We start from the raw sequence: 22,617 nt of genomic DNA on the forward strand, positions 1-22,617 counted from the left end.
TAGACATCTAAGTTTTAGGGATAACCTGGCGAACCATCTATTCATTATTACTCGATAGCGCAGATATGTTTCTCCGCTCAGGCGAAGGAAAGAAAGGAAATTATGGCTAACTACGCTGAGCCCAGCCTCATCAACGGCCTGCCCGCTCCTACCCCCAAGGACCTGCAGATTGGTGTGGACATTGGAGGCACCGGTATTAAAGGCGGCATCGTCGACCTGCGCACCGGTGACCTTGTTTCGGACCGTTTCCGCATCGACACCCCCAAGCCCGCAACCCCCGCCGCTGTGGCTGAGGTTGTACGCCGCGTAGTCGATGAGTTGCAGGGCCGTGACCTGGCTCCGGATCCCGAGTCCGCTGTCGGCATCGACTTCCCCGCAGTAGTGAAGAACGGCATGGTCTTCTCCGCAGCAAACGTAGATGACTCCTGGATTAACACCGACCTGGAGCAGGTTATGAGCGAGGCACTGGGCGGCCGCACCGTCTACGGTCTCAACGACGCTGACGCAGCCGGTCTGGCTGAGGCAACCTACGGTCAGGGCCGTAACCGTGACGGTCTAATCGCTGTCATCACCCTGGGCACCGGCATTGGCTCCGCCCTCATCAATGACGGTGTTTTGATCCCGAACACCGAACTGGGCCACCTGGAGCTGGATGGCCACAACGCCGAGTCTCAGGCTTCCGCTCGTGCCCGCGAGGTGCACGACCTGTCCTGGAAGAAGTACGGCAAGCGCCTGTACCGCTACTTCGACCATGTTCAGATGCTCTTCTCCCCCGACCTGTTCATCATTGGCGGCGGCATCTCTAAGAACCCGGAGAAGTTCATGCCCTACTTTGAGGACCACATCCGCACCCCCATGGTCATGGCTGCTCTGCGTAACAACGCGGGTATCGTCGGTGCGGCACTATGGGCTGGCGGTATGCTGCCTGAGCGTAAGCGTCGAGGCGAAGCTTAAGAGCTGCTTCCTGTTTTACCCGCGGCCGCGTCAGCGCCGCGGCGAAGCGTAAAGTGTAGCTACAGCTAAAGGGGCTGTTCCTGAGATAGTTATCTCGGGAACAGCCCCTTTCTGTGTGCCAACCGCGCGTATAGCAGCGGCTGGGCTCATTAGCTACTGGGCTAAAAAGTTACTGGGCTAAAAAGTTACTGGGCGATGCGGTCCTCACGCAGACGCGCAATCGCCTCCTCAAAGTCTTCAAGATTCTCAAACGCCTGGTACACACTCGCAAAACGCAGGTAGGCGACCGCATCCAACTTCGACAGCGGCTCCAGGATGGTCAGACCCACCTCGTGCGCGTTAATCTCCGCCAGGCCGCGGGCACGAATCAGCTCTTCAACTTCCTGGGCGAGCTTTGCCAAATCGTCCTCACCCACGGGGCGGCCCTGGCATGCCTTACGCACACCGGCGGCAATCTTCGAACGGTCGAAGGGCTCGGTCACGCCGGAACGCTTAATCACCGAAATGGTGGTGGTTTCAACGGTCGTGAAACGGCGAGCGCAGGAGGTGCACTGGCGGCGGCGGCGAATTGCGGCGCCATCATCGGTGGTGCGGGAATCCACTACGCGCGAGTCGGTGTGCTTGCAATAGGGGCAGTACATTCTTTTCTCCTTGGCTGGGCGATAGCACCCGAGTATACAGCGCTCAAGAATATTTATACCTATTCTACCGTGATATACAGCGGGTACACCGTATGTTTTGGGTGAATATACGCTCAGAGTGGACCCTGTCATATAGAATCCACTCTGAGTCTTACCCCTCGCGGGGACCTTCTACCGTTAGCGTCGAATACAACTCGGGCCGAAAATTGTCTTAATCTCACCGAAGAGGCTCGGGTTCGGTTCCACGCGCACACTCGGATCCAGCAGCACCAGCTGCTCCTTATCGCGGGTACGCACAAGCATGCGCACATCCGCGGTGCCCTTATGGTCGCGCAGGGTCTCCTTCAGCTCCTTCAAGTTCACCTCGGTCACCAGGTACTCGGGTACCATAATGGTGATGGGTGCGGCGCGGCCGTCATCGCTGATTTCCAGGATCTGCAGTTCCTGCGCGCTCATGTTCACGCTGCCGTCATCGCGGCGCTGAACGCGGCCACGAATCGAGCAGATGAGGTCGTCCGCCAGGGCGGCGCCCATCGTCTCGTAGGCGCGGGAGAAAAACATCACCGTAATGGTTGCGCCCGAGGGGTCTTCCAGCTCCACGGAGGCGTACTGGTTACCGCTGGACTTGGCGATACGGCGCGAAACGCCGGTGAGCATACCCGCAATGGTAACGGTTTCACCGTCGCGCACGTGCGAATCTTCACCGATGATATCGTGCACCGAATGGTTTGCGGCATCCGAGAGCGCACGCTCCAGGCCACGCAGCGGGTGGTCCGAAACGTACAGGCCCAGCATGTCACGCTCAAAGTTCAGCTTCTCGCGGCGCTCCCAATCCGGTACCTCCGGGATGGTCACGGTCAGCTCATCACCCAGAGCATCATCCATGCCGAGGGAACCGAAGAGGTCGAACTGACCCGCCGCTTCCTTACGCTTGACCACCACGGCCGCATCCACCGCCGCCTCGTGAATGAGGGACAGCGAACGGCGCGTATGGCCCAAATCGTCGAAAGCGCCCGCCTTAATAAGCGACTCAATGGTGCGCTTATTGCACACCTGCAGCGGCACCTTCTTCAGGAAGTCGTTGAAGGACTCGTATCGGCCCTTCTCTTCGCGGGCGGCAATCATACCTTCGACCACGTTCGCGCCCACGTTACGGATTGCGCCCATACCGAAGCGAATATCGTCACCGACAGGGGCGAAGGTCAGGGTGGACTCGTTCACGTCCGGTGCGAGCACGGTAATGTCCATGGCGCGGCACTCATTCAGGTACAGCGCGAGCTTGTCCTTGTTGTCGCCCACGCTGGTCAGCAGCGCAGCCATGTACTCCTGCGGGTAATGCGCCTTCAGGTACGCCGTCCAGTACGACACCAGACCGTACGCAGCCGTGTGTGCCTTGTTGAACGCGTAGTCGGAGAACGGCAGCAGAATATCCCAGAGCGCCTTAATAGCTCCCTCAGAGTAGCCGTTAGAAATCATGCCGTCGTGGAAGGTAGCGTACTGCTTATCCAGCTCCGCCTTCTTCTTCTTACCCATCGCACGGCGCAGCAAGTCCGCCTCACCCAGAGTGTAGTTCGCAACCTTCTGAGCAATCGCCATCACCTGTTCCTGATACACAATCAGGCCGTAGGTGGTGTCCAGAATATCCTTCAGCGGCTCTTCCAGCTCGGGGTGGATCGGCTCAATCTCCTGCTTACCGTTCTTACGCAGAGCATAATTGGTGTGCGAGTTCGCACCCATCGGGCCCGGACGGTACAGCGCCAAGACTGCCGAAATGTGCTCGAACTCCTCGGGCTCCATGAGCTTGAGCAGCGAGCGCATCGGGCCGCCATCGAGCTGAAACACGCCGAGAGTGTCGCCGCGCGCCAGCAGACGGTACGATTCCGGGTCATCCAGCGAGAGGGACTCAAGGTCCAGGTCAATGCCTCGGTTAGCCTTAATGTTCTCCACCGCATCAGAGATGATGGTGAGGTTACGCAGACCCAAGAAGTCCATCTTAATCAGGCCCAGACCCTCACAGGTGGGGTAATCGAACTGGGTAATGACCTGGCCGTCGGCCTCGCGGCGCATCACGGGGATCACGTCCACGAGGTCCTTGCTGGACATGATCACGCCCGCAGCGTGCACACCCCACTGGCGCTTCAGACCCTCCAAGCCCTTCGCAGTTTCGAATACCTGGCCGTAAATCTTATCGACCGGGTCCTCAATGAGGGCGCGTAAATCTGCCGCCTCGGCGTAGCGCTTATCCTCTTCGTTGTACACATTCGCTAGGGCGATGTTCTTGCCCATGACATCCGGCGGCATCGCCTTGGTGAGGCGCTCGCCAACCGAGTACGGCTGGTCCATCACGCGGGAGGCGTCCTTGAGCGCCTGCTTCGCCTTAATGGTGCCGAAGGTGACAATCTGTGCGACCTTCTCTTCACCGTACTTTTCGGTCACGTAGTCGATAACTTCGCCGCGGCGACGATCGTCAAAATCCACATCGAAGTCGGGCATGGAGACACGGTCGGGGTTGAGGAATCGCTCGAAAATCAGGTCGTGGTCGAGCGGGTTCAGGTCGGTAATACGCATCGCGTACGCGACCATGGAGCCTGCACCGGAACCACGGCCGGGACCCACGCGAATACCGTTGCGCTTCGCCCAGTTGATAAAGTCTGCGACCACGAGGAAGTAGCCCGGGAAGCCCATGGAGGTAATAACCCCCACCTCGTACTCTGCCTGCTTGCGCACAGCGTCGGGAACGCCCTGCGGAAAGCGGTAGTGCAGGCCCTTCTCGACCTCCTTCACGAACCAGGATTCCTCGTTTTCGCCCTCGGGCACGGGGAAGTTCGGCATGTAATTCGCCTTGGTATTGAACTCCACGTTGCAGCGTTCAGCGATTTCCAGGGTGTTCTCACACGCGCCGGGAATGTCACCGAACAGGGCGTACATCTCTTCTGCCGAGCGCAGGTAGAAGTTATCCGCGTCGAACTTGAAGCGCTTGGGGTCGGTAAGGGTCGAGCCGGACTGCACGCACAGCAGCGCCGCGTGAGCCGTGTTGTCTTCCTGGCGGGTATAGTGCAGGTCGTTGGTTGCGACGAAGGGCAGGTTCAGCTTCTTGGCGAGGCGGTGCAGATCTCCCTGGACGTTGCGTTCAATGTCCAGGCCGTGGTCCATGACCTCGCAGTAGAAGTTGTCCTTGCCGAAAATATCGCGGAATTCGCTCGCCGCCTGGACTGCCTCATCGAACTGACCCAGGCGCAGGCGCGTCTGAACCTCACCGGAGGGGCAACCGGTGGTTGCAATTAGACCCTTCGAGTAGGTCTGCAGCACCTCACGGTCCATACGCGGCTTGTACAGCTGACCTTCCAGCGAAGCAATCGAGGAGGCACGGAACAGGTTGTGCATACCCTCAGTGGTTTCAGCCCACATCGTCATATGGGTGTACGCGCCACCGCCGGAGACGTCGTCGCGGGAACCGTCGCCCCAGCGCACACGCGAACGGTCGGTGCGGTGCGTGCCGGGGGTCAGGTACGCCTCCACACCAATGATGGGCTTAATGTCGTGCGCTTTAGCCTGGCGCCAGAAGTCGAAGGCACCAAAGAGGAAGCCGTGGTCACTGGTCGCCATGGACTTCATGCCGAGTTCTTTAGCGTGGGTGAACAAGTCGCCCAGGCGCGCGGCACCGTCGAGCATCGAGTACTCGGTGTGCACGTGCAGGTGCGTAAATTCTTTGGTTGCCACGGGAATCTCCTGGAGGTATGGGCTGGAGGATGGGCGGTGAAGGTGAAGCTGTGTGCGGCGGCGTGCGGGCGGCTATAGCTAGCCGACTGTCTAGCCGAGCTGAACCTTACCCTCGCGCAGAGCGGTCAGCGCGTAGGACAGGTCGAGCGGGTACTCGCTGTTGAAGGTTACGCGCTCGCCGGTGCCGGGGTGATCGAAGCCCAGGCGGTGCGCGTGTAGCCACTGGCGGGTCAGGCCCAGTTCGGCGCTAAAGCGCGGGTCGGCGCCGTAGGTGAGGTCGCCGCAGCAGGGGTGGCGCAACGCAGAGAAGTGGACACGAATCTGGTGAGTGCGTCCGGTTTCCAGGTGTACCTCGACCAGCGATGCGGGGCCGAAGGCTTCGAGCACATCGTAGTGGGTAATGGAGTTGCGTCCGTCTTCGACCACGGCGAACTTCCATTCGTTGCCGGGGTGGCGGCCAATGGGTGCGTCAATGGTGCCGTGCAGCGGGTCGGGCAGGCCCTGCACGAGGGTGTGGTAGACCTTGTCCACGGTGCGTTCCTTGAAGGCTCGCTTGAGTGCGGTGTAGGCGCGTTCGCTGCGGGCTACGACCATCAGGCCGCTGGTGCCCACGTCCAGACGATGCACGATGCCCTGGCGTTCTGCCGCGCCGGAAGTAGCAACCGAAATGCCCTCGCCCATGAGCGCGGAGATGACGGTGGGGCCGTGCCAGCCCGGTGAGGGATGTGCCGCCACGCCTGCGGGTTTGTCCACCACGACGATGTCGTCGTCCAGGTGCACGATACGAAAGCCGTCCACCTTTTCGGGGCGGATGTCTGCCAGATCACGCGGTGCGGGTGCATCCACGACGACTTCGTCCCCTACAGACAGCTTGTAGGACTTGCCGATTTTCACGACCTTGCCGTTGTTGGTCACGGTCACGTGGCCATCACGAATCCACCCGGAGGTGCGGGTGCGCGGCGCGTCGAGGGCACCGGCGAGCGCGGCGTCCAGGCGCATACCGGAAAGCGCGCCTTCAACGGTGAATTCGGCGCGGATACCTGCCGATTCTTCGGTGGCGTTGGTAGTTTCGCTCATGCGGCTCTCCTTCGGGTGGTGCTTGCTTTAGTTGTCTGTGTGGGAGGGGCTGTGTGAAAACGTCTCTGTGTGAAAACGTCTGTAGGCGCATGTGGCTACGATGTAGCCGAGGCATGTAGCGGAGGAGGGAAAGCTACTTGGCGCTCTTCGCTGCCCTGTTCTTCTCAGCCGCGTTCTTGTCACCAGCCAGGGCCTCGTCAGCCGAGGTTTCTTCAGCGGGCGCCTGCACGCGGGTGCCGTTGAGGTTCAGACCTTTGAAGTTCAGCAGCACGATGAACGCCATGCACACGCAGATTGCGGAGTCTGCAATATTGAAAATCGCGAAGTTCGGTACGGAAATAAAATCGACCACGTGGCCGGAGCCGAAGCCGGGCTCACGGAAGAGACGGTCGAAAAGGTTGCCGCAGATTCCGCCGAGCAGGCCACCTAATGCGAGCGTCCAGGACAGGGCACGGGTGCGGCGTAGCAGGTACAGTACCACGGATGCGGCGGCGATCATGACGAGAGTGAAGGCCCAGGTGACGTTCTCGCCCATGCTGAATGCGGCGCCAGAGTTACGAATCGAGTACCACCACAGCAGCCCGTCAATGACGGTAACGCGTTCCCCCAACTGCATCTGAGTAACGACCAGGTATTTCGTGCCCTGATCGATAGCGAACACGACGGCGGCAAGCACGAGCGCGAGAATACCCGCGGAGCGTCCAGAAAGGATGCGCACGCGGTGACCAGTAGCTTCTTCGGCGGCGTTATCGGCTACCTGTGAGACTGAGGATTCAGCAGTCTTGGGGATGTTGGTCATAGCTCTCCTCTAGTCTGTGCCGGTTGCTGCGCCTACGGTGTGGCGGCCCTGCGGTGCGGAGGCGGGATGCGCTCGCGTTCGATAGTGCCCCTCTAGCTTAGCAAATCGGGGTAGTGCATCGAGTATTCTGTGGTGATTTTGCGGGTACTCTCCCGCGCTTCGCACGCTGGGTTCTTGAGTCGTGCCGGGCGGACATGAGAATACCGCCCGGTTCTCTCGATCCCCCCAGTGAATAGCGGTGGAAGAGAAAGAATCCGAGCGGCATACGCCTCAAAGCGTCGTTAGCTTATTCAGACACGCTGTTTTATGCGGAAGCCTCGATAGATTTGAGGTTCTTGAGCTCCTGAACCTGTGCGTCCAGGTGCTGCAGCAGCTTGGAGCGGTAGCGGCTCTCGAAGCCGCGCAGAGCCTCAACAGCGACCTCCAGCTCTTCCTTCTCGTCGGTGAGGCGAGAGAGAATCTCTTCGCGCTGCTGCTGAGCTTCGCTCACCATAGCGTCTGCCTTCTTCTCTGCTTCTTCGAGCAGTTCCGCCTTAGCCTTTTCGCCCTGTGCCACGTAGTCGTCGTGAACCTTCTGTGCCATGGCGAGCAGTGCCGCCGCATCCTGAGGTCCAGACGGTGCCGCGGAAGACTGTGCGGGTGCTACAGCCGCTGCGGGGGAATCGGGTGCGTTTGCAGAGAGCTGCTCAACCTGGCGTTCGAGGGTATCACGCTCGGAGTAGAGTGCACGCAGTTCGACAACGAGCTCGTCCAGGAAATCGTCGACCTCGTTGCGGTCGTAACCGGACTCTTCGGTCACGACCTTGAAGCTCTTAGTGATCAGGTCTTCGGGGGTGATTGCCATGGGCTTCTCCTCTAAGTATCTCTACGGGGTTGGTGATGAATTAAGTGCAGCGAATTCGCCACCCCAATAGTTCAGTGGTATGGCTATACCGCGATGCAGTCATTGGCACCAATTCTACTATTCTTTGGTTTCTGTGCCCGGTTATATATCGGCTGAATAACAAAATATGTACTCGGCACAAGGGTGGGATTCACCACGTGACGCGTCCTCCCATATCCCCCGCCATATCAGGCTCAGTATCTGCTGACAGGTGCATTTCTCATCATCTGATGTAGCTCGCAAACCCAGCTTGTAACCTGTCACGGAAAGCTACCTCAGCCACGGAGCGGGACACCGCAATCAATCCAGCAATCAGGCACAGAAAACCCCGCCAGCATTCCAACCCACAGGGTTTAGAGCGCAGGCGGGGCTCTACAACATTGTTCTCTAACCTCTCAACGGAGCGGTTTAGGAGAATACCGCGGTCATCCGCATCATAATGCTCAGCAGCAGAGACAACACAACAATCAAAATCAGGAAGCCGGTATCCAACGCAACGTTACCCACACGAACCGGCGGGATCAGGCGGCGCAGCTGGTTCATCGGCCAGTCCGTCACCGCGTACACGCCGCTGGCGAAGAGTAGCACAAAGCCCTTGGGTCGCCACTCCGGAGCGAACATGCGCACCCAGTCAAAGAGCATGCGCAACAGCATCGCAATGTAGAGAACGTAGACAACGATTGTAATGAGGGCGAAAATATAACCCATCTATCAGTCCTTAGCCCTGGTCGAAGGGGAATTCGCCGTCGGTCTCAAAGCCGGCGGGAACCTCGGAATTAGCCACGCCCAGAACCTCCAGGTTGGAGGGGGTCAGCAGGAACACCTTAGCGGTGACTCGCTCAATGCGGCCTTCCAGCGCGAATGCCAGACCGGATGCAAAGTCCACCAGGCGCTTTGCGTCTGCGTCAGGCATTTCTTCCACGTTCATAATCACGGGGATGTTCTCGCGGAATGCCTCACCAATGATCTTTGCGTCATTGTAGGAGCGGGGGTGGATAGTGGTGATACGGCGCAATTCGTCCTCTTCTTCCTCGTAACCGTAGGTGTATCCGTTGGTTTCTTCGGGCTCGTAGCCCTGGTCGTAGTAGCCGTCGTTGGAGTACGTCTCGGCGTACTGCTCGGTGTATTCGGTATTCGGCACCGGGGTGTCCTCCCAATTGTCTGCGCTGACGTCGTCCCAAGTCTGCTCGGTTTCCGCCAGATCAGCTGTGGTTTCAGGTGTATGAGCGGTGGCGTATGCCGCTGCATCTACGGTTGCTCGTCCGTCGGCAGTTTCTTCTGCGTCCAGATACTCGGTTTCTGTACCGTCATCGTAGCTATTAGCTTGCTGGTACACTTCTTGTTCAGTATAGGGGGGTTCGTCCTGCAGGTGGTAGGTTTCGCTCTGCGACTCGGCAACGCTGTACTGTGCTGAGCCGGGCAGTGCTGAGAGCCTGTTAGAGCTGTCGGTCTTCTGTGCTATAGCAGCCTGCCCTGCGGAGGCGTTTGCCTCCCGGCGGGATTCAGCCTGCACAGCCTGCGGGGATTCTTCCGGCGTCGTCTCAGCGTTCTGGTATCGTTCCAGGCCGAGGAAACCCGCCAGACGGCTTTGTTTCGCCATGATTCTCTCGCTGTTCTTTCACGTTGGTGGTGTACAGGTTCTGCCGTAGTGCGTCATCAGAAGGTGTGTGCGTAACGGTACGCCATGCACCGGCATGTATATATTACCAGCGCCCACCCCGCGCAGGCGGTCAAGGGCACCGATGATTATGCCGCAGTTTGTACCGAAAGCAGTCCAAAGTGCGATAGGCAACGCACGGCGCGTAGCTTGGGCGAGGCTAGAGCGCCGGGCGCTTACCCATGATGTCGCTACCCACGCGCACGCAGGTCGAGCCCCAACGCACCGCAGCCTCCAAATCCCCGCTCATACCGGCAGAAATCTCGGTCGCATGCGGCACCTGCTCACGCACCAGCAACGCCAGCCCGTAGAGCTTCTCAAATGCCTCATCCGGGTTCACTCCCAGCGGCGCCACCGCCATCACGCCACCACAGCGCAGATGCTCGTGGTTCTCGATGCGCTCCACCAACTCCAGCAGCTCAGAGGCGCTCGTACCACCGCGCGCGCCCTCAGCGGCGTGGCCAGCCGTCGCAACTTCTGCCAGGGACACCTGCACCAGGCAGGTCAGCGCACCCTGCTCCGCCGCCGCGGGTGCGGGTGCCTCCCCCGCCTCGAAGCGCGCGAGCTGGTTTGTGTACGCCTTCGCCAGCGCGTCCACCAGGGAGGGGCGGTCCACTGAATGCACGCTGGAGGCGTACTTGATCACAGACTTCGCCTTATTCGTCTGCAACTGGCCAATAAACGCCCAGTGCGGGGGCTGCACCTCACGCTGGGCACAGTAGGCGGCAAGCTCGCGAGCCTTCGTACTCGCCTCCTGGTCGCGGTTCTCACCGAAGAGAGCTACTCCCCCATCCAGCAGCGCCGCTGCGTCAGAGGCGGGGAAGAACTTCGTAACCGTCACCAGCTGCACTGAGGCGCTCGCCTCAGTACGCACCGCGCTACGGTCCTGCTCCGCGGCGCGGATACGCGCAAGCACGCGACGATAGTTCTGCAGTAGTTGCTCGGCACGTTCGGGAGTGTAGTGCAGGTTCTGTTCTTCTACATTCATCTCAGACATCTTCTCTCCTTCAGCGTCTCTACGCGGCGGGCTCTTCCAGCTTCTGAATCCACACCAGACCCGCGATGCGGCCCGGCTTCTCACCGCGGTTCGTGAACCCGCGATGTGAATACACCTCAGGCTCCTCAAACGTGCACCGCGCACAGTCCATGCTCACCTGCACGCCCGCCTCTTCCAGCACCGCACGGGCGCCGGCGGGCAGATCCAGTCCGGGGGTCTGCTGGCTGGTCACCGCATGCACCTGCGGAATCAGTTCAGTGGACTCGGCGCGCATATCTTCGGGTACCTCGTAGCAGCTACCGCAGATACTCGGGCCCAGCCACGCGATAATTTTCTCCGCGCCGAGCTGACGCATCCGCTGCACGGTCTGCTGGAGTACACCGTCAAGCAGGCCGCGGCGGCCAGCATGGGCTACCGCAAGAATCGGCTGCCAGTTCGCGACCCGCTCACCCACCAGCACCACCGGGATGCAGTCCGCCACCATAATCGCCAGGGGCACACCCTCACTGCTGATGGCGGCATCGGCGACCGGGGAGTTCTCCAGCACCGCTCGGGCACGCTTAGCGGTACGCTCCTGCGGGGCACCGGGCGCGTAGGATTCCACCGCGTAGTCTTCCGGGCGGGCAATCTGCACACCGTGCACCTGGTTCAGGTAAAAGAACGGGTCGGTACCCAGCGCTTCCTCCAGGGCGGCACGGTGGTTGAGGGTACGCACCAGGGATGCGTCCATACCGCCACCGAGCTCATCGTCCACGTGCAGGCCCAGGTTGCCCGCCGCGCGGGAGGTGAAACCTACCCGCACACGCCAGGGGCCCAAGGTGAGGGTATCGGCAGAGGCAAGTAACGAAGGTTTGGGATTATCGCTCATCTTCCATTCCTTATCAGAGGTCAGCGGGTATAACGGCGGGTATAGCAAAGGGGAGCCGAGAACAGCACAATGTGCGTGTTTCTCAGCTCCCCTATAGCTTCATAGGACTCTCAGCCGTGCAACGCTTAGGCGTTCACAGCCGGGCAGACTACTTCAGGAAGTCAGGGACGTCCAGGGTGTCGCGGCGAGCCGGAGCTTCCTCCACAACTGAGGGAAGGTCAACGTCGAAGCCAGCAGCGCCGGTGGAAGCCGGAGCAGCAGCGGGTGTGTTGTAGCCGTAGCCGTTAGCAGCCGGAGCGGTGGAACCGCCGAAGGATGCCTGGGTGCGCTGAGCCTGGGTAACTGCAGCAGTGGAAGCGTTGGAGTTGGTCTCCGGGTTCACTGCGTCGAAGCCAGCAGCAATCACGGTCACGCGAGCCTCATCGCCCAGTGCGTCGTCAATAACAGCACCGAAGATGATGTTTGCATCGGGGTGAGCAACTTCCTGAACCAGGCGTGCAGCCTCGTTGATCTCGAACAGACCCAGGTCTGAGCCACCCTGAATGGACAGCAGAACGCCATGTGCACCGTCGATGGATGCTTCCAGCAGCGGCGAAGCGATAGCCAGCTCAGCTGCCTTCACGGCACGGTCCTCACCGGATGCCGAGCCGATACCCATCAGAGCCGAGCCTGCACCCTGCATGACGGATTTAACGTCAGCGAAGTCAAGGTTAATCAGGCCGGGGGTGGTAATCAGGTCGGTAATGCCCTGCACACCGGAGAGCAGAACCTGGTCAGCCGACTTGAATGCGTCCAGCATGGAGACGTTACGATCCGAAATCGACAGCAGTCGGTCGTTCGGAATAACGATCAGGGTATCAACCTCATCGCGCAGAGCAGCGATACCGGTCTCAGCCTGGTTGGAGCGGCGACGGCCTTCGAAGGTGAAGGGACGGGTCACCACACCAATGGTCAGAGCGCCGAGGGAGCGGGCAATACGTGCCACGACGGGTGCGCCACCGGTACCGGTGCCACCGCCCTCACCTGCGGTCACAAAGACCATGTCTGCGCCCTTGAGGACTTCCTCAATTTCCTGCGCGTGATCCTCGGCTGCCTGACGGCCAACCTCGGGGTTTGCGCCCGCGCCAAGACCGCGGGTCAGCTCACGACCAACGTCCAGCTTAACGTCTGCATCGGACATCAGCAGAGCCTGAGCGTCAGTGTTGATAGCAATGAACTCAACGCCGCGCAGACCAACCTCAATCATGCGGTTGACTGCGTTGACGCCACCGCCGCCGATACCAACGACCTTGATGACTGCCAAGTAGTTCTGGGGAGTTCCAGCGTCCATGTATTCCTCGATTGTTCCGTGTTCCAGCTTCGGAAGACCCGCAGCTTAATCTAAGCCTAAAGGTTTCCTCTAAAGAATGACTTTATCTGCTAGGATACCAAACTGTTTTTGCTGGTTCCTAGTCACAAAGCGCAATTACCCCCTCTTTTTGTGGATTTAACACAAAAAGGGAGGATATAGCGCCTGAATGGTTCCCCTATCGGGTCACCGGTACGCGCGGGGCAGACACATCGTAGATGGTCACATTCTGTATCTGTGCTTCGGAAGATTTCTCTTCCTGAGCACGCTTGGCAATAGCCTGGCGCAGGGAGAGCAGGACCTTCGCCTTCAACTCGCTCTCTTCAGCGGTTCCCCACTGCACCGTAGTATTATCCCTCAAGGTTATAGTGATACTTGAGGTTGAGGTGGCACCAGCTTCCTTAACCTGAACTAGAAGTTCAGAGGGCATCGCCGAGAGCACCGTAGAAATGGTGCGGAATTCGTCCGAAGTCTTCGGATCATCACCGCTGAAACGAACCAGCGGCACCGAAGTATCGGGCTGAGTCGCCGACTCGAGCAGGCTCACACCATCGCTATCAACAGTATGGTACGTATCTCCCTGCTTCACAACCGCAACAGCGGTACGCTCCTTCAGGGTCACCACCAGCTCATGCGGCGGACGGCTCTCCACCTGCACGCTACGAAGCACGTTATCCTGCCCAATCAGCTCACGCACCTTCTTCTCGTCAATGCGAGTGAGCGGAACCCCGCGCAGAGGCCCCAGCTTCTGCTCCACCTGAGTGGTTTCCAGCAGGGATGTGCCGCGCACTGTAATCTTCTGAGTCGCCAACAGGGGCGAGAAGAAGACCAGCACCACGTACAGTACCGCAATAATAGCCAGCACCGAGGCGGTGTACAGCAGCTTACGGGCACGAGTCAGAGGCACACGCTCCTTACGGGAGCGCTCCTCTGCACGCAGACCGTCTAGGCCCGGATCCTGACGCAGACGCTCACGGTGAGCCTGACGGCTCGCACGCTCGCGTTCCTTCTCAATCTCCGCTGCACGCTGCTGCTCACGCTCGGCACGCCAACGACCAAAACGGCTCGCGGGGCGAGGGTCTTCGGCAGCCTTCTCCCCCGCCTTATCGGCGCTTTCTTCAGCCTTCTGAGCGACAGACTCTTCGTGAGATTCAACAGAACCGGCAGATGCTTTGCCAGCGGTGGACGCCGACTTCTTGTCAGCGTCCTTATCGCTACCCCTATCTACGCTCTTCACCAACTGCGAGGATGCAGTCTGAGCAGAGCCGCTCTTCGAAGAAGAATCCTCAAACGCCTCAACATCAAACAGCTCGGGAGCGTGCTCCACCTCAGACACGGTACGACCAGTCATCAGCGCCGAACGCACCGAATCCTTCAAAGACTGCGCCGAAGAATGAACCTCCGAAGCGCTCTTGGACGCCGAAGATTCAGAATTCTTCTGCATTGAAGCCTTATGCACAGGCTTACGCGGCATGTGTCGAACGGAACTCGAAGACTGAGTAGCGGCAGACTGCGCAACAGCAGGCTGTGCAGAAGCCTCGGAGGCTACAGACCCAGTAGGCTTCGTAATATCAGTCTGAGCAGCACCAGTCGGCTGAGGTTCAGCCTGAGGCACTTCAGCCTTTGTTACCGAAGCCTTCACCTGCTGAGGTGGCACGGACTTAGCCTGTACCGCCTCAACCGGTGCCACCTCAGTCTTCGCATTCTCAGCTACTTGCTGAGCACGCAGACGAGCACGCGAACGCGGAGCCTTTGGCGCGCGCGAGGAGGAATGCCCCTCCGCAGAGAGACCAGAACTCATCGGCACAGCCTAAGCCTCCGACTTCTTCGACTCGCCACCGTGACGGATCCCCAAGGACTCCAGCAGACGCGCACCCAAAGCGGTCACGTCACCAGCGCCCACAGTCATCACAATATCGCCGTCCTGAGCGCAGGTCACAATATCCTCAATAGCGCCCTCAGCGGTAGCGTAACGAACCTCAGAGAAACCAGCACCGGTAATCAATTCACTGGTTACCCCCTCAATCGGCAACTCGCGAGCAGGGTAAATATCCAGCACATGAGCGCGGTCAGCCACCGACAGGGCCTCCGCGAACTCCTTCGCGAACTCACGAGTACGAGAGAACAGGTGCGGCTGGAAAATCACGTACAGGCTATGACCATCAGCCACGGTACGACCGGTCTCCAGGGCACGGAAAACCTCAGTCGGGTGGTGCGCGTAATCATCAAAGACCTTCACACCAGCAACCTCACCGCGCAGGGTAAAGCGGCGGTCAGCACCCACAAACTCAGCCAGCGCACGAGCAATATCAACAGCCTCGTAACCAGAAATCAACGCCGAAGCAAAAGCAGCCGAAGCGTTCAGCTGGTTATGAATACCGGGCACCTTCAGCGCAAGATTCTGCTGGCCTTCATAACGCACACCGCGGCACTCAAAAGACCAGGAAAGGTGCGAAGAAGAGGAAGAACCCGCGCTGGTAATCTCGCTAATGCGCAAGTCAGCATCCTCAGACTCACCGTAGGTCACAACGGAAACACCCGCCGCACGAGAATGAACCGCCAAAGCCGTCGCACCCTCATCATCGGCGCAGGTCACCACAACACCGTTAGGTGCCAGCGAACCCACAAAACGGTTGAACGCCTCAAAGACACGCTCGTCCGTCTTATAGAAATCCAGATGGTCCGGCTCAACATTCGTCACCACAGCAATAGCCGGGCGGTAACGCACAAACGAGCCGTCCGATTCATCAGCCTCAGCCACAAAAATCGACTCGGGGCCCTGAGTACCTAGATGGGCGTTCGTGCCGCGACCAGTAATCACAGTACCCACCGCGAAGGACGGCTGTGCACCCAGCTGATCAAACATCACAGAAATCATGGAGCTGGTCGTGCTCTTACCGTGAGTACCGGCAACAGCAACCACCTGAGACTCACCCATCACAGCGGCGAGCGCCTCAGAACGATGCAGCACACGCAGACCTTGCGCACGAGCGGCAGCAAGTTCCGGGTTATCCTCACGAATCGCAGTAGAAATCACCACGGTATCAACATCCACAATGTTCTCCGCCTGCTGAGGAACAGCCACACGAGCACCCGCAGCACGCAAAGACTCAACAGTAGCCGACTCGGCGCGGTCAGATCCGCTCACCGTCACACCAGCCTGCAGCATCAAAACGGCAATAGCGCTCATACCCGCACCACCAATGCCGATGAAGTGCACACGACCCAACTCGCTCATCTTCGCACGCTCAGGGAACGGCGGGTTCAGCGGTGCCGGCAGCACCATCTCAAGATTCATCAATTCAGTCATTACTTCTCAGCTGCTTTCAATACTGCTTCAGCCATAACGCGTGCCGCGTCACGGATACCAAGTTCATACGCCGCAGCGCCCATGCGCTCCAACTCCTCCGGATTCGCCATAAGAGCCGGAATCTCACGGGCAAACCACTCACCGGTGACCTCTGCATCCTTCACCAGCAGAGCCGCAGACGCCTCCACCAGAGAACGAGCATTCAGAGCCTGCTCACCATTACCAATGGGAAGCGGCACAAAAATCGCGGGAACACCCACTGCAGCAACCTCACTGACAGTCGCCGCGCCCGAACGCACCAGCAGAAGATCAGCGGCAGCGTACACATCCTGCATGCCGTTGCTGAACTCAATCTGACGGTAATTCGGCTCACTCAACGGCTCACCATTCTCATCCAGAACAGTCTTACCCTTACCGGTAATATGCAGAATCTGGAAGTCCCACTCCGCAAAGTGGTCACGGCACGCCGCCACCGCATTGTTCAGGCTCTGCGCACCCAGCGAACCACCGGTGACAATCACGGTAGGCTTCTGCGGGTCCAGACCCAGGTTACGGCGAGCCTTCGAACGGTGCGCCTCACGGTTCAGGTAGGCAATCTCATCCTTCATCGGCATACCCACCAGGGTTGCGCGCGGGAAAGGAGTGTTAGGGAATGCAACACCGGTGAACTTAGCGAACGTGCCACCCAGTCGGTTCGCCAAACCGGGCTTCGCGTTCGCCTCGTGAATCACCACGGGAATCTTAGTGCTCAACGCCGACAAATACGCTGGCGGGCACACGTAGCCACCCACGCCAACGACCACATCCGCATCTACATCCTTGAGGATGCGGCGGGTCTTCGACAGGCCACCCAAGAACTTAGCGGGGAAAGCAAAAGCTGCACGGTTGATGCTACGGGGGAACGCCGCACGGGGAATAAACTCAATATCGAAACCAGCTGCCGGAACCAGCTCGGCTTCCATCTTGTCCGCAGTGCCCAGCATCAGAATCTTAGCGTTCGGCTCAAGATCACGAACCGCACGCGCAATCGCGAGCATCGGATTAATATGACCGGCGGTGCCACCACCGGCGAAGACTATAGAGCGCGTCTTCTTCGTCATAGATCTTTCTCCCAACACATCGATACAGGATTATTTTACGCTATCGCATCTGTTCAATAGAGCGCCCCCGCCGTCGAGCTATGACTCAACGGCGAGGGCTTTATCTCTTATTCAGTGCAAGTGGAGGCTCAAATAGTAGCCCGAACAGCATGCTCCGGCCGCGAGCCTTTCACCCTGCAGAGGCTAACTCTGCCTGCGGGTGCCGCGCTGAGCCGAGTTCCGAGCCGCGCCCTGAGCCGGACGCTGCACCTGCTGAGCGTCATCCTTCGGAACACCCTTTGCCTGGGCGCCCTGTCGCGGCGTTGCCTGACGCGGAGCACCCTGTCGAGGGTTGCCCTGTCGCTGGGCACGACGCTGACGATCCTCAGGATGCAACGGCTGCAGACCCGCAGGCAGCAAACCCGACGGACGGTGCTGCGCGCTACGGAGCTGAGCACCACGAGGCTGCTGCACTCGCTTCTGAGCAACAGGCTGCTGAGCGGTACGAGGCTGAGCGGAGCGCCGCTGTACAGCCTGCTTCGGTGCAGCTTGCTTCGGAGCCGAGGGCATCTGGTCTGCAGGCTTCGCAGCGGTCGCCTTCTGAGCAAGGCGAGCCTGAGCGGGACGACCCTGCGTGGGCAGCCCACTCGCAACACGAGCCTGCTGACCGGTACGAGGCTGAGCGGATGCCTTCTTCGGAGCTGGGTTCGTCGGTGCAGGCTTCTGAGAGACCTTCTGCTTCTGGGCCTCGGCCTTCTGCTCCGCCTTCACAGGGGTAGCTTCCTCACGAGCCTGCGCCGCCTCCTGACGACGACGAACCTCCTCCTCGTGTATACGAGCCTTCTCCTGCTCACGAGCCATACGTGCCAACTCACGCTGCTGATCCGGCGCAAAACCCAACCAGCGGCGCAACGTACTCTCCGGACCAAACATCAGCGCAAACGGGTTATGTTCCTTCAGTAGGTGGCCACCGGCAGCCGCACGAGCTGCCTCCTCCTGATTCAGCACAATCTGCAACGGCGTACGACGCTTCCAGTCAGCATTCGCACGACGAACCTCACGCGCACTCTGGGTTTCAATATTCGACGGTGCCGCTGCGCCACGCATCGGAGTCTGCCACGCAAACGCCAACAACAAACCCGCCGCAAACAACGAGGACAACAGCGACGAACCACCATAGGAGACAAACGGCAGAGGCACACCAATCACCGGTAAAATACGGGACACCATGGCCATATTGATAATCGCCTGAGAGCTCAACCAAATCATGATGCCGCCCGTAGCCAAACGCACCAGGGGGTCAGTAGTGCGCAGCATAATACGCACTGCGCAGTATACCAGACCTACATACAGCAGCAGAACTGCCAAAGTGCCCAGCAGACCCAGCTCCTCACCAATAATGGCAAAAATATAGTCATTATGCGCCTCAGCCAGGTAGTTATACTTCTGACGCGACTGGCCCAGACCAACACCGAGGAAACCACCGGTTGCCAGCGCCACCTCACCAGAATTCGCCTGATCGCAGTTAGCGTTCGTACACGAACCCCAGATACCGAAGATACGAGCCACACGGTTCGCGCTACTGAAAACACCCAACAGCGCCAGCATCGCAAACGCGCCGCCAATCTTCAGCAACGAGCTACGAGAAGCACCCGCCAGCCACATCATGCCCACAAAGATGAAGCCATACACCATGGCGGTACCCATATCGCCACCGAGCATAATCAGCAGCACCAGGGCGCCCACACCATAAATCGAGGGGAACAGCGTGCGCCAAATACTGCGAGAAATATCGCCGTGGCGGCTATACACCCATGCCAGCCACATAATAATCGCCAGCTTCGAAAACTCCGACGGCTGAATCTGCACCGGGCCGAGCTTCAACCAGTTACGGTTACCGTTCACCTCAACGCCAACGACCACCACAGCAAGCTGCATGACCAAGGCGGCAACCAGCATCGCGTACACCACAGACTTCTTGTGGTAATACCCAACAGGGATACGCGTAATACCCGCCATCGCAATCACGCCAAGAACCAAGAACATGACCTGAGACGAAACCTGCGAGAACGGCGACTGCCCCTGAGAAATCATGGTGACGCTCGACGCCGACAGCACCATAATGCAGCCAAAAATAGCCAGACCCAGGGTCGTGACCAGCAGCATCACCGGCACATCCCACAGGTCAGCCTTCAAACCACGACGGTACAGCCTATCGGCACGAGTACGGAACGGCGCAGAGAAATCCTCCAAACCGGCTCGCAAAGACGCCCAACGACCACTCGCGGTCGAACGCGCCGAAGAAGCCGAACGCTCCGAAGATGCGCTGGTACTCACATGCCCTCCTATAGGCCTCAACTGCCACGGATCCGTCGTGGCGAATACACGAAAAAGGTTCAGGGGTGGGACACCGTTACCATCCCACCCCCGAGAAGAACCCGCAGAAAGCACCCCGGTCACCCAAGACACCCTCTACAGGCAATGTCCTAAGAGTCTGCCAGCTGGGCGGCAACAGCGTTCGCAAACGCATCACCGCGCACCGCATAATTCTTGAACTGGTCCATCGAAGCAGACGCGGGAGCCATCAGCACGGTATCGCCCGGATGCGCCAGCTCAGCAGCCTTCGCAACGGCCGCGTTCATCACGGCAATACCGTCCGAAGAATCAGCCACAGCGGCGGTCATATTGTAGGTCGGAACCTGCGGAGCATGGTTAGCCAACGCCGACTTCAGCGCCGCAGTATCAGTACCGATAATCAGCACAGCCTTCAGACGCTTAGCGTGAGCAGCAATCAGCTCATCGTACTCAACGCCCTTCGACAGGCCGCCAGCAATCCACACCAGCGAGGGGTAGCCGCTCATCGACGCGTTCGCAGCGTGAGGATTCGTAGCCTTCGAATCGTTCACCCACATGATGTCGTTCGCGTAGCCCACCAGCTGGTTGCGGTGCGCACCGGTCTTGAAAGAACGCAGGCCCGCGCCCACAGCCTTCGGGTCAATATCAGCCGCACGGCACAGCGCCGCAGCCGCCAGAGCGTTCTCCACGGTGTGCTTCGCGGGCATCTTACCGGGTGCCGGAGCCAGATCCTGCAGGACCGCCAGCTCGTACGCCTCGTTGTAGCGGTTCTTCAGGAAGGCGCGGTCCACCAGAATATCCTCAGCCAGGCCGAGCATCGACACGGAGGGCATCTCAGTGGAGCTGAAGCCAATCGCGCGAGCGCCCTCAATAACGTCCGCGTTCTCAACCATGCGCAGGGTGTCTACGTGGTCGGTGTTGAAGATGCAGGCGACCTGAGTGTGTTCGTACACGCGAGCCTTATCAGCCTTGTAGCCGTCGAAGGAGCCGTGCCAGTCCACGTGATCCTCAGCGATGTTCAGAACCACCGAAGCGTACGGGGACATCGAGTAGGTCCAGTGCAGCTGGAAGCTGGACAGCTCCACCGCGAAGAATTCATAGGGCTCATCGTCTGCAATGGCGTACACGATGGGCATGCCCACGTTACCCACCTGAATAGACTTCTTACCGGCAGCCTTCAGGATGGAATCGACCATGCCCACGGTGGTGGTCTTACCGTTCGTACCGGTCAGGCACAGCCACTTGGGAGTCGGGCGGTCGTTGCGCTCATTCAGGCGCCACGCCAGCTCCACATCGCCCCAAATCTGGATGCGACGCTCATACGCGTCCAGCATGACCGGGTGGTCGGGACGCACGCCCGGGGAGGTCACCACAAGCTCGGGTTCCTGACCGTCCACCGGGGGCAGTGCGCGCATGTGCTCGGGACCGAACAGGCCCTCAACGTTGCCGTAGGCGTTAGCGTACAGGTCGATGCGTTCACGCTTCTCCGGGGTATCAGCCCCGTCGATGACAACGATCTTCGCACCCAGCTGGGCGAGCACATCGGTCACAGCGTCGCCGCTGGTACCCATGCCCACCACGACCACGCGCAGGTTAGCCCAGGGCGCACCCCAGTGAGTCAGCTCCGCGAGGCGCTCGTTCTCATACACCGGGTTCACCGCAATAGCGGCGGCGTTCGCTTCAATGCGAGCTGTATCCGGCTGTTCATTAGTTGACATTAGTGAATCACTCCAGAAGTCTGCGAGAACCAGTCACCGAAGAACAGCGCCAGGGCAACGAGCACGCAGAGGGCGTTAACAACCCAGAGGCGGAACACGGAGTTCACTTCGCCGCTGCTGACGGTACCGGGGGCAATGCCTCGCTTATCAATTGAGTATTTGCCGTTGACGCCGACCTTCTCCATGTGGTGGTGGAAGGGGGTCATACGGAAGTAACGGTGCGCGTGCAGGGGCTTCTCCCCCGCTGCTACCGAACGCTTACGGCTGGTCTTGAACACGAACTTCTGCACAATCACAGAGAACACTTCCAGCACGGGAATCAGAGCGATGACCAGCAGAAGCAGCTCGGTGCGGGTGAACAGCGCGAAAGCAACCATTGCGCCACCGAGCGCCAGGGAACCGGAGTCGCCCATGAAGATCTGTGCCTTCGACACGTTCCACCAGAGGAAGCCAGCCAGCGAACCCACCAGGGATGCGGCAATCAGCGCCAGTGAACCGGGGTCGCGCACATCGTAGCAGGCGGTGCCAGCGCCAGCGGAGCAGGCGTGTACGTACTGCCAGATGCTGATGGTCAGGTAGCCGGAGAAGATGGTCATCATGATGCCGCCAGCCAGGCCGTCCAGACCATCGGTGAAGTTCACCGCGTTCGTACCGGACAGGGAGATGAGGGTAATCCAACCAACCAGCAGGATGGAACCGAAGACCGCGCCCGCCGCGAACAGGTCAATGGGCAGGTCACGTACGAAAGAGATGGCGGTCGACGCCGGACGAGCACCCGACTCATTCGGGAACTGGAACGCCAGGTACGCAAAGGGCAGGGTCACGCCCAGAAGACCAATGGTCTTCTGCTTCTCGGTCAGGCCCTCGTTGCCCTTATTGCGGAACTTCATGATGTCGTCCGCCGCGCCCACACCGAGCATGCCCAGGGTGAAGGCGATGGTCAGCCACGCGGTAGCGGTCGGTACCGGCGCGGTACCAAAGAGCAGGGCGCTCACCGCCAGGGTCAAGAAGTAGGCGAGAATCGCCGCGGGGATGAAGATCAGACCCGCCATGGTGGGGGTGCCCGCCTTGTGCTGGTGGGCTGCCGGGCCTTCCTCACGGATGAGCTGGCCAAGGTTGAGGGCCGACATCTTCTTGATGAACACCGGCAGCGCGGTGAGGGAGATGAGGAATCCGAAGATTCCAGCAATCAGCACGGTAATCATAAAGCG

The 22,617-nt window shown here is 59.6% G+C and carries 16 protein-coding genes and 1 pseudogene; 1 reads left to right on the forward strand and 16 read right to left on the reverse strand.

Features of this window, described 5'->3' with window-relative positions; translation table 11 throughout:
- Positions 1 to 102: 102 nt before the first annotated feature.
- Positions 103 to 954 (forward strand): polyphosphate--glucose phosphotransferase, encoded by an 852-nt coding sequence (ppgK, locus tag QFX07_RS05785; RefSeq protein WP_279740482.1) that lies wholly within the window; start codon positions 103 to 105, stop codon positions 952 to 954.
- Between the two features lie 185 nt (positions 955 to 1,139).
- Here the strand turns inward: ppgK and nrdR are convergent, their stop codons facing one another.
- The 16 genes and pseudogenes from nrdR to mraY all read right to left on the reverse strand — a co-directional run bounded on the left by nrdR (position 1,140) and on the right by mraY (position 22,611).
- Positions 1,140 to 1,595 carry a transcriptional regulator NrdR gene (gene nrdR / locus QFX07_RS05790; protein WP_005506525.1) on the reverse strand — a complete coding sequence of 152 codons (456 nt, stop codon included), beginning with the start codon at positions 1,593 to 1,595 and terminating at the stop codon, positions 1,140 to 1,142.
- Positions 1,596 to 1,772: 177 nt separating this feature from the next.
- Positions 1,773 to 5,315: a DNA polymerase III subunit alpha gene (gene dnaE / locus QFX07_RS05795; protein ID WP_279754656.1), complete on the reverse strand. Its 3,543-nt coding sequence runs from the start codon at positions 5,313 to 5,315 to the stop codon at positions 1,773 to 1,775.
- Positions 5,316 to 5,405: 90 nt separating this feature from the next.
- Entirely contained in the window at positions 5,406 to 6,392 is a 987-nt protein-coding gene (locus QFX07_RS05800; protein WP_279754657.1) for an RluA family pseudouridine synthase, read from the reverse strand.
- A gap of 133 nt (positions 6,393 to 6,525) precedes the next feature.
- Entirely contained in the window at positions 6,526 to 7,191 is a 666-nt protein-coding gene (gene lspA, locus QFX07_RS05805; RefSeq protein ID WP_279754659.1) for a signal peptidase II, read from the reverse strand.
- Positions 7,192 to 7,495: 304 nt separating this feature from the next.
- Positions 7,496 to 8,035, reverse strand: a complete 540-nt coding sequence (locus QFX07_RS05810; RefSeq protein ID WP_254756137.1) for a DivIVA domain-containing protein — start codon at positions 8,033 to 8,035, stop codon at positions 7,496 to 7,498.
- Between the two features lie 447 nt (positions 8,036 to 8,482).
- On the reverse strand, positions 8,483 to 8,782 hold the full coding sequence (locus tag QFX07_RS05815; protein WP_279740473.1) for a YggT family protein: 300 nt from the start codon (positions 8,780 to 8,782) through the stop codon (positions 8,483 to 8,485).
- Between the two features lie 10 nt (positions 8,783 to 8,792).
- Positions 8,793 to 9,104 (reverse strand): annotated as a pseudogene (locus QFX07_RS05820) (cell division protein SepF); the annotation flags it as partial.
- A 787-nt stretch (positions 9,105 to 9,891) separates the two neighbouring features.
- Complete coding sequence (locus QFX07_RS05825) at positions 9,892 to 10,728, reverse strand: YggS family pyridoxal phosphate-dependent enzyme (protein ID WP_279754661.1); 837 nt, start codon at positions 10,726 to 10,728, stop codon at positions 9,892 to 9,894.
- A 19-nt stretch (positions 10,729 to 10,747) separates the two neighbouring features.
- Positions 10,748 to 11,596: a purine nucleoside phosphorylase YfiH/LACC1 family protein gene (locus QFX07_RS05830; RefSeq protein WP_279754662.1), complete on the reverse strand. Its 849-nt coding sequence runs from the start codon at positions 11,594 to 11,596 to the stop codon at positions 10,748 to 10,750.
- Between the two features lie 148 nt (positions 11,597 to 11,744).
- Entirely contained in the window at positions 11,745 to 12,926 is a 1,182-nt protein-coding gene (gene ftsZ / locus QFX07_RS05835) for a cell division protein FtsZ (protein ID WP_279740468.1), read from the reverse strand.
- Between the two features lie 196 nt (positions 12,927 to 13,122).
- Complete coding sequence (locus QFX07_RS05840; RefSeq protein ID WP_279754663.1) at positions 13,123 to 14,745, reverse strand: cell division protein FtsQ/DivIB; 1,623 nt, start codon at positions 14,743 to 14,745, stop codon at positions 13,123 to 13,125.
- Positions 14,746 to 14,754: 9 nt separating this feature from the next.
- Complete coding sequence (gene murC / locus QFX07_RS05845; RefSeq protein WP_279740464.1) at positions 14,755 to 16,254, reverse strand: UDP-N-acetylmuramate--L-alanine ligase; 1,500 nt, start codon at positions 16,252 to 16,254, stop codon at positions 14,755 to 14,757.
- Positions 16,254 to 17,354, reverse strand: coding sequence for an undecaprenyldiphospho-muramoylpentapeptide beta-N-acetylglucosaminyltransferase (murG, locus tag QFX07_RS05850; RefSeq protein WP_279740463.1), 1,101 nt, complete (start codon positions 17,352 to 17,354; stop codon positions 16,254 to 16,256). Before murG ends, murC begins: the two co-directional genes overlap by 1 nt.
- Positions 17,355 to 17,537: 183 nt before the next feature.
- Entirely contained in the window at positions 17,538 to 19,670 is a 2,133-nt protein-coding gene (locus QFX07_RS05855) for an FtsW/RodA/SpoVE family cell cycle protein (protein WP_279754665.1), read from the reverse strand.
- Positions 19,671 to 19,819: 149 nt separating this feature from the next.
- Positions 19,820 to 21,406, reverse strand: a complete 1,587-nt coding sequence (gene murD, locus QFX07_RS05860) for a UDP-N-acetylmuramoyl-L-alanine--D-glutamate ligase (RefSeq protein WP_049353000.1) — start codon at positions 21,404 to 21,406, stop codon at positions 19,820 to 19,822.
- Positions 21,406 to 22,611 carry a phospho-N-acetylmuramoyl-pentapeptide-transferase gene (mraY, locus tag QFX07_RS05865; RefSeq protein ID WP_049353001.1) on the reverse strand — a complete coding sequence of 402 codons (1,206 nt, stop codon included), beginning with the start codon at positions 22,609 to 22,611 and terminating at the stop codon, positions 21,406 to 21,408. The genes murD and mraY overlap by 1 nt, the downstream gene beginning before the upstream one ends.
- Positions 22,612 to 22,617 lie beyond the last annotated feature (6 nt).

Origin of the sequence: Rothia similimucilaginosa (assembly GCF_029850985.2) — a bacterium.
Taxonomy (GTDB): Bacteria; Actinomycetota; Actinomycetes; order Actinomycetales; family Micrococcaceae; genus Rothia.